Consider the following 6,529-nt stretch of genomic DNA (forward strand, 5'->3'; position numbering starts at 1 on the left):
TACTTTATTTAGCAAATAATAAAATATTCATTTAGTTTTTGCTTTTAAATTAATTTTTATTTCTTTTTTTGATTTTTTTGTTGTAGTATTCCCACAGTAGTATATAAAGATTGTGTCTTGAGTCTAGTAGGCAAATATATTTATATAAGTAAACATATGTGTAATCATTACACATGGTGGTTCAAATGCCGAAACATATTGCATCTGGTTTAAAATATTTGGCTGCGGTCAAGTTGAAGGATGCTGGTGAAAGTCATCAGGCAATCGCTAATGAGTTAGGTGTTGATAGGTCTACTATTTCTCACTATTTGAATGGCAGTAACTTGTCTTGGAACTCTATTGATGTTGCAAGAACTATCACAGAACTATCTCCTAGGGATTTCTTAATTATGGCCGAGGCGATATTTGACGAACCAGAACAGAGTCGAAAAATTGTGAAAATTTGCCAAGAAAGAAATTTCGAGGTAAAGATCGAAGATTCCTGTATTGGTTGCGGCTTATGTGTAAATGCATGTTTAATGAAAGCTATTCAATTAGAATCGTTAAAGGCACATGCAGACTCCATACAATGTTGCGGTTGTCAGCTTTGTGAAGATGAGTGCCCAACTAATTCTATAAAAATTTTGGAGATTTAATATGATTAGAAATTTAAAAGAGGTTAAAGACAACAACTTTGACATTACAAGGTCTGCTGAAGAAGTTAGAAACTTGTCTTTCAATGACCACACCTGTTTAGGATGTGGGATTTGTGAATCCACTTGTCCAGTTGAAGCAATTACATTGAATGCAATTGCTGTAGATGCTCGTCACAGAGTATTCAACGATGTCTATTTCAGTGGTCATGAAAAGATTAACCAAAACTTCAAAGAAGATTTTGATGTTCAAAGAATAAGCATTGACGAAAGTAAATGTGTATTATGTGGTATGTGCAGCGGATTATGTCCTGTTGATGCATTAGTATTAACTATTGATGGCGTACCTATTAGTGAAATCGAAGCATATCCTCATTATAACGCTTTCTCAGAAATTGATGATGATGAATGTATTTACTGTAAAAGATGTGAAATTGCATGTCCTCGTGATGCAATTGCAATTGAAAGAGTTTTACCAAGTCGTGCAGATTTAGTAACTGGTGAAATTGAAGTTAATGAAGATGACTGTATTTACTGTGGTGTATGTCAAGAATTATGTCCTGCAGAAGCTATAGTTGTCGATAATGAAACTGGTAAAGAATCTATTGTCATAGACAAAGACAAATGTGTATACTGTCTTGTATGTAAAAAATCTTGCCCTACTAACGCAATCAAAGCGCTTTGTAGAGCTTGTTCTTACGGTGAATATGATTTAGATCCTGCCAAAGCAGTAGTTACTGGAAACTCCGTCATCGACTCAAGTTTATGTGTATACTGTGGTTGGTGTGAAGGAGTCTGTCCTACCGATGCAGCAAAAGTTAAAAAACCATTTGAAGGTAGTATTGAAATAGATGATGATAAATGTCAAGCTTGTGGTGCTTGTGTGGATATTTGTCAATGTAATGCTTTAGCATTCCCTGTATCTTCCGGTCCAGGTTCAAGAATGGAACATGTCATTGCTTTTGACGAATACTGTGTACGTTGTAAAGCATGTGCAAAAGCATGTCCTAACGGCGCAATTACTGTAAAAAGAACTGAAGTTGACCACACACCTATTAACTCAACTACTTGGAAAGAAGCTTTAGATGCAATTAAAGATTAGGTGATTTGGATGGAACTTAAAGTAGAACAAGATAATTGTTTAGGATGCGGGATTTGTGTAATTGCTTGTCCTGTTAATGCAGCTATCAGTCCTGAAAATGCTGGTGGTAATGGTGCAAAGACTGAAGAAGTTGTCATGATGGTAGAAAATGGTTTTATTAAACTTTTCAGTCCTGAAAAATGTGAAAAATGTGGAACATGTCAAATGTTTTGCCCAGTAAATGCTATATGGTTAGAATAGGGGGATTATTATATGCATTATGCTAATACTTATTTAGAAAGACCTGTAGTACCTGATGTAAAAATCACTGGTGAAGGAAACACTAAAGTACTTAAATGTATGTTGAACACTGGGTCTGATATTTATCAAGGTGCTTGTAAAAAAAGAGGATCCACTTTAAAACAAGAATATAAAAACGCTTCAGGTACTTGTTACATGGATCCAAGAGACATGGCAAAATTAGGTGTAAACAACTGGGATACTGTACTTGTAAAAACCGATTTCGGTGAAGTGGTAGTAAACTGCGCAGTATCAAGGGATGCACCTCACGAAGGAACTGTATTTATTTGTAAAGGACCATGGGCTAATACTATTGTAAGCCACGATACTTACTGTTGTTCTGACCCTACTTACAAAGGTATTCGTTGTACTGTAGAAAAAACTGACAGAAAAGTATTACTCATGGCAGACTTAATGAGATGGGTATACAAAAAATATGTTGATGAAGAAGATGACGATGTTGTTGAAAACATGGAATCTTTAGGTGAAAGACCAGTATACCACGGACGTAAATGGGAGGAGTTGATTGATCATGACTTATGAACCACCTATAACTGATTACGATTACATTGTTGAAAACTGTACCTGTGCATTCTGTGGTTGTAACTGTGACGATTTGGATTACTTAGTTAAAAATAATCATGTTGTTGCTGTAAGACACGCATGCAGACTAGGTGCAAGTAAAATTATGGAAGATATGGACCAAAGATTAATTGTTCCTATGATTAGGGATGAAAACGGAGAACTTATGGAAGTAGATTGGGATACTGCTTTAGATAAAGCTGCTGAATATATTGCTAATTCCATCAGACCTGTATTCTACGGTTGGTCCGAAACTTCTACAGAATGTATGAAAGAAGGTGTAGCATTAGGTGAATACATCGGTGCTGTATTAGATAACCAAGCTACTATCTGTCACGGTCCTTCCTTGCAAGCTGTGCAAAACGCAGGTTACCCAATCCAAACTTTAGGGGAAGTACAAAACAGAGCTGACATGGTTGTTTACTCTGGAAGTAACGCTATGAACTCTCACCCTAGACACATGGCAAGATATGCCGTATTCTGTCGTGGATACTTCAGACAAAGAGGAAGATTCGACAGAACTGTTGTAACAATGGATCCAAAATTCTCAGATACTGCAAAATGTTCCGATAAATGGATTGGATTCGAACAAAACGGAGACTACGGTTTCTACAATGCTATTAGGGCTGTACTCAGAGGTAAAAAATTATACCAAGATGTAATTTCTGGAATTCCTAAAGAAGATATTTACGAATTATGTGAAGAAATGAAAAACGCTGAGTTCGGTGTTCTCTTCTTCGGTTTAGGTTTAACCCACACTTTATCAAAACAAAGAAACATTGATATTGCAATTAAAATGGTTCAAGACTTAAACACCTACAGTAAATGGGGTCTTACTCCAATGAGAGGTCACTTTAACGTAAACGGATTCAACATTTTCATGGCATTCGAATGTGGATTCGCATTTGGTGTTGACTACTGTAGAGGTTACCCAAGATATATGTTAGGTGAAACCAACACTATCGATTTATTAACCAGAAAAGAACCGGACTGCTTCATGGTTATTGCAGCTGACCCAGGTGCTCACTTCCCTAACGGAGCAAACCAACACTTAGCTAACATTCCTGTTATTCAAATCGATATTCACTGGGGTCCATCTACTGAACTCGCTGATGTAGTATTGCCAGGTTCATTCATTGCTGTTGAATGTGCTGGTACCAGTTATCGTATGGATGGAGTTCCTATTTACATGAAGAAAGCTATTGACAAACCAGAAACCTGTCGTGATGACGAATGGATTGTCCGTGAATTGAAAGAAAGAGTAATGAAACTCAGAGAAGAGCCAAACGTAGCTCCAAAATATGTGCCAAATCCAAACGCACTCTAAAGGTGATATAATGGAATATATTCTTAAAAACGGTATTGTCTACGACCCTATTAATGAAGTTAACGGGGACAAAATGGACGTCATGTTTAAAGACGGTAAAATTGTAGATAGTGTGTCCTCTGATGCAAAAGTCTTAGACGTTACCGATAAAATAGTCATGCCAGCAGGTATTGACCCTCACGCACACGTTGCAGGTCCTAAATTAGTAGTAGGAAGATTATACAGGCCTGAAGATTCCAGAAGAGGTGTTACTCAAAAAACTAAAGTATTAAGATCAGAATCTGGTTTCTCAATTCCAAGTTGTCCTGCAACCGGTTACAGATACTCAAGATTAGGTTACGGTACTGTTGTAGAAGCAGCTATGCCTCCTCTTGAAGCAAAACACACTCACGAAGAAATTGCAACTATTCCAATGTTAGATATTCCAGCTTTACCATTATTCGGTAACAACTGGTTTGTAATGGAATATGCAAAAGATAATAATATTGAAGATATTGCAGCATTTATTGCAGCATGGTTAAAAATCTCCAAAGGTTACGGTGTAAAAATAGTAAACCCGTGTGGAAGTGAAGCATGGGGATGGGGTATGAACGTACACGGTTTCAATGATAAAGCACCATACTTCGATGTAACTTCCAAAGAAGTTGTAATTGCTTTAGCAAAAGCTAACGAAATGTTAAACTTACCTCACTCTATTCACATTCACCCTAACGATTTAGGACACCCTGGTAACGTACCTACAACCTTAGAAACCATGGATGCTATGGATGGTATTAAAAAGGGTAAAGGTGCAGCTGAAGTCAGAGACCAAGTTATGCACATGACTCACTTACAATTCCACTCTTACTTAGGTAACAGCTGGAAAGATGTAACATCCGGTGCTGAAGAAGTTGCTAAACATTTCAACAAGAAAGACAACATTACTTGTGATATAGGTCAAGTAACTTTCGATGAAACCACTACCATGACTGCAGATGCACCAATGGAATACGACTTATTCAAATTGTCTGGTTTAAAATGGACCAACAAAGATATTGAATGTGAAACTGCAGCAGGTATTATTCCATGTATCTACTCCAAGAAAAGCCCTGTTAGTACTTTACAATGGGCTATCGGTCTTGAATTATTCTTGTTAATTGAAGACCCATGGAGAGTTTGTTTAACTACTGACCACCCTAATGCAGGACCATTTACCAGATATCCTAGAATTATCTCCTGGTTGATGAGTAATGAGAAAAGACAAGACATGTGTGAAAACGAAGTTCACAAATGGGTTAACAAAAGAACTCTTCTCCCAACTCTTGAAAGGGAATACGATTTCTACGATATTGCAACTATTACAAGAGCTGCTCCATCTAAAATCTACGGATTCACTGATAAAGGTGCTCTTACTCCTGGATACAGAGCAGATATTGCAGTATATGACATAAATCCTAATGAAATTGACCCATCTAAACAAGCTGATGAAATCGAAAAAGGTTTCAATGTTGCTGAATACACTATTAAAGATGGTCAAATCTTAGTAAAAGATAAAGAAATCGTACAAGTTAAAGAAAGTCAAAACGTTTGGGTTAACGTTAAAGGATGGGAACAACAAGAACAAAAAGTCATCGACAACATCATGCCGTTCTTCACCCAATACTACTCAGTTAAATGGGAAAACTATCCAGTACACGACCACTACGTATCCAACCCAATCAGAATAGATGTTGATGGTAAATAGGGGTGTTTAATTTGAAAACTATTACATTTGATCAAATAAAAACTTCTTCAATCGCTTTAGAATTTGATGAATTAATTCCTGATGAAATTTATTCATGGACTGAAGCTGATTTCGCAAAATATCAAGTCCCAATCGGAAACTCAAGATTCCCAATCACTGACTTCTTCGACATTACTGTTGTTGGAGAAGCTAACGGACCTGATGAAGTTGAAATGATTCTCAACGGTGATTTAAACAGAGTAAAATACATCGGTTGTAAAATGAGTGGTGGAAACATCGTATGTAACAGCAGTGTAGATTTACACGTTGGTGCAGAAATGTCTGGTGGGTCCATTCTCGTTAAAGGTGATGCAGCTGCTCACGCTGGAAGAGAAATGTCTGGAGGATACCTTGAAATTGAAGGAAACACCAAAGAGTTCACTGGTGCTTCTTACATTGGTGAATGGAGAGGTATGACCGGAGGACAAATTGTTGTCGGCGGTAACGCTGGTAAACAATGTGGTGAATGTTTAACAGGCGGTAGAATCCACGTTAAAGGTAACTGTGATATCTTAGCCGGTATTCACATGACCAAAGGTATCATCGAAATCGACGGTAACGTAAACCGTTGGCCTGGTGGACAAATGAAAAACGGTAACATTATCATCCACGGATTCCTCGGAAGATTACTCGAAGGATTTGTTCTCGATGGTATAGTTGTTGATCCTGAAGTTGACGGAGTCACATTCGAAGGTAAATACATCAAATATACTGGAGATATTGGTCTTAACGGTAAAGGTAATTTATACTTGGATGCTGAAGCAAACAAAGAAAAATTATCTTCATACGGAGAACTTGACGACGAATATACTTCAATTAGAGAATATAGGAATTTATAATTCCTA

The 6,529-nt window shown here is 37.1% G+C and carries 7 protein-coding genes; all 7 read left to right on the forward strand.

Going from position 1 to position 6,529, the window contains the following annotated elements; translation table 11 throughout:
- Positions 1 to 173 precede the first annotated feature (173 nt).
- Genes ACJMLZ_RS01140 through ACJMLZ_RS01170 form a run of 7 tightly spaced genes read left to right on the forward strand, consistent with a single transcriptional unit; the run spans position 174 to position 6,523 of the window.
- Positions 174 to 635: a 4Fe-4S binding protein gene (locus tag ACJMLZ_RS01140; protein WP_405303536.1), complete on the forward strand. Its 462-nt coding sequence runs from the start codon at positions 174 to 176 to the stop codon at positions 633 to 635.
- 1 nt (position 636) lies between these two features.
- Positions 637 to 1,734 carry a tungsten-dependent formylmethanofuran dehydrogenase subunit FwdF gene (gene fwdF, locus ACJMLZ_RS01145; RefSeq protein WP_405303538.1) on the forward strand — a complete coding sequence of 366 codons (1,098 nt, stop codon included), beginning with the start codon at positions 637 to 639 and terminating at the stop codon, positions 1,732 to 1,734.
- A 9-nt stretch (positions 1,735 to 1,743) separates the two neighbouring features.
- Positions 1,744 to 1,974 (forward strand): ATP-binding protein, encoded by a 231-nt coding sequence (locus tag ACJMLZ_RS01150; RefSeq protein ID WP_405303539.1) that lies wholly within the window; start codon positions 1,744 to 1,746, stop codon positions 1,972 to 1,974.
- A gap of 12 nt (positions 1,975 to 1,986) precedes the next feature.
- Positions 1,987 to 2,556 carry a molybdopterin dinucleotide binding domain-containing protein gene (locus tag ACJMLZ_RS01155; RefSeq protein ID WP_405303541.1) on the forward strand — a complete coding sequence of 190 codons (570 nt, stop codon included), beginning with the start codon at positions 1,987 to 1,989 and terminating at the stop codon, positions 2,554 to 2,556.
- A complete protein-coding gene (locus ACJMLZ_RS01160; protein ID WP_405303543.1) occupies positions 2,546 to 3,922 on the forward strand; it encodes a formylmethanofuran dehydrogenase subunit B in 1,377 nt (458 codons plus the stop codon). The genes ACJMLZ_RS01155 and ACJMLZ_RS01160 overlap by 11 nt, the downstream gene beginning before the upstream one ends.
- Before the next feature lie 7 nt (positions 3,923 to 3,929).
- Positions 3,930 to 5,645: a formylmethanofuran dehydrogenase subunit A gene (locus ACJMLZ_RS01165; RefSeq protein ID WP_405303547.1), complete on the forward strand. Its 1,716-nt coding sequence runs from the start codon at positions 3,930 to 3,932 to the stop codon at positions 5,643 to 5,645.
- Between the two features lie 2 nt (positions 5,646 to 5,647).
- Entirely contained in the window at positions 5,648 to 6,523 is an 876-nt protein-coding gene (locus tag ACJMLZ_RS01170) for a formylmethanofuran dehydrogenase subunit C (RefSeq protein ID WP_405303545.1), read from the forward strand.
- The last annotated feature ends 6 nt before the right edge of the window (positions 6,524 to 6,529 follow it).

Source organism: Methanobrevibacter sp., from assembly GCF_045126245.1.
Taxonomy (GTDB): domain Archaea; phylum Methanobacteriota; class Methanobacteria; order Methanobacteriales; family Methanobacteriaceae; genus Methanocatella.

What these genes read in the sequence shown, in the direction of transcription:
- ACJMLZ_RS01140 (WP_405303536.1), top strand. Translation starts at nt 174, where the DNA reads ATGGTGGTTCAAATGCCGAAACATATTGCATCTGGTTTAAAATATTTG.
- fwdF (WP_405303538.1), top strand. Translation starts at nt 637, where the DNA reads ATGATTAGAAATTTAAAAGAGGTTAAAGACAACAACTTTGACATTACA.
- ACJMLZ_RS01150 (WP_405303539.1), top strand. Translation starts at nt 1,744, where the DNA reads ATGGAACTTAAAGTAGAACAAGATAATTGTTTAGGATGCGGGATTTGT.
- ACJMLZ_RS01155 (WP_405303541.1), top strand. Translation starts at nt 1,987, where the DNA reads ATGCATTATGCTAATACTTATTTAGAAAGACCTGTAGTACCTGATGTA.
- ACJMLZ_RS01160 (WP_405303543.1), top strand. Translation starts at nt 2,546, where the DNA reads ATGACTTATGAACCACCTATAACTGATTACGATTACATTGTTGAAAAC.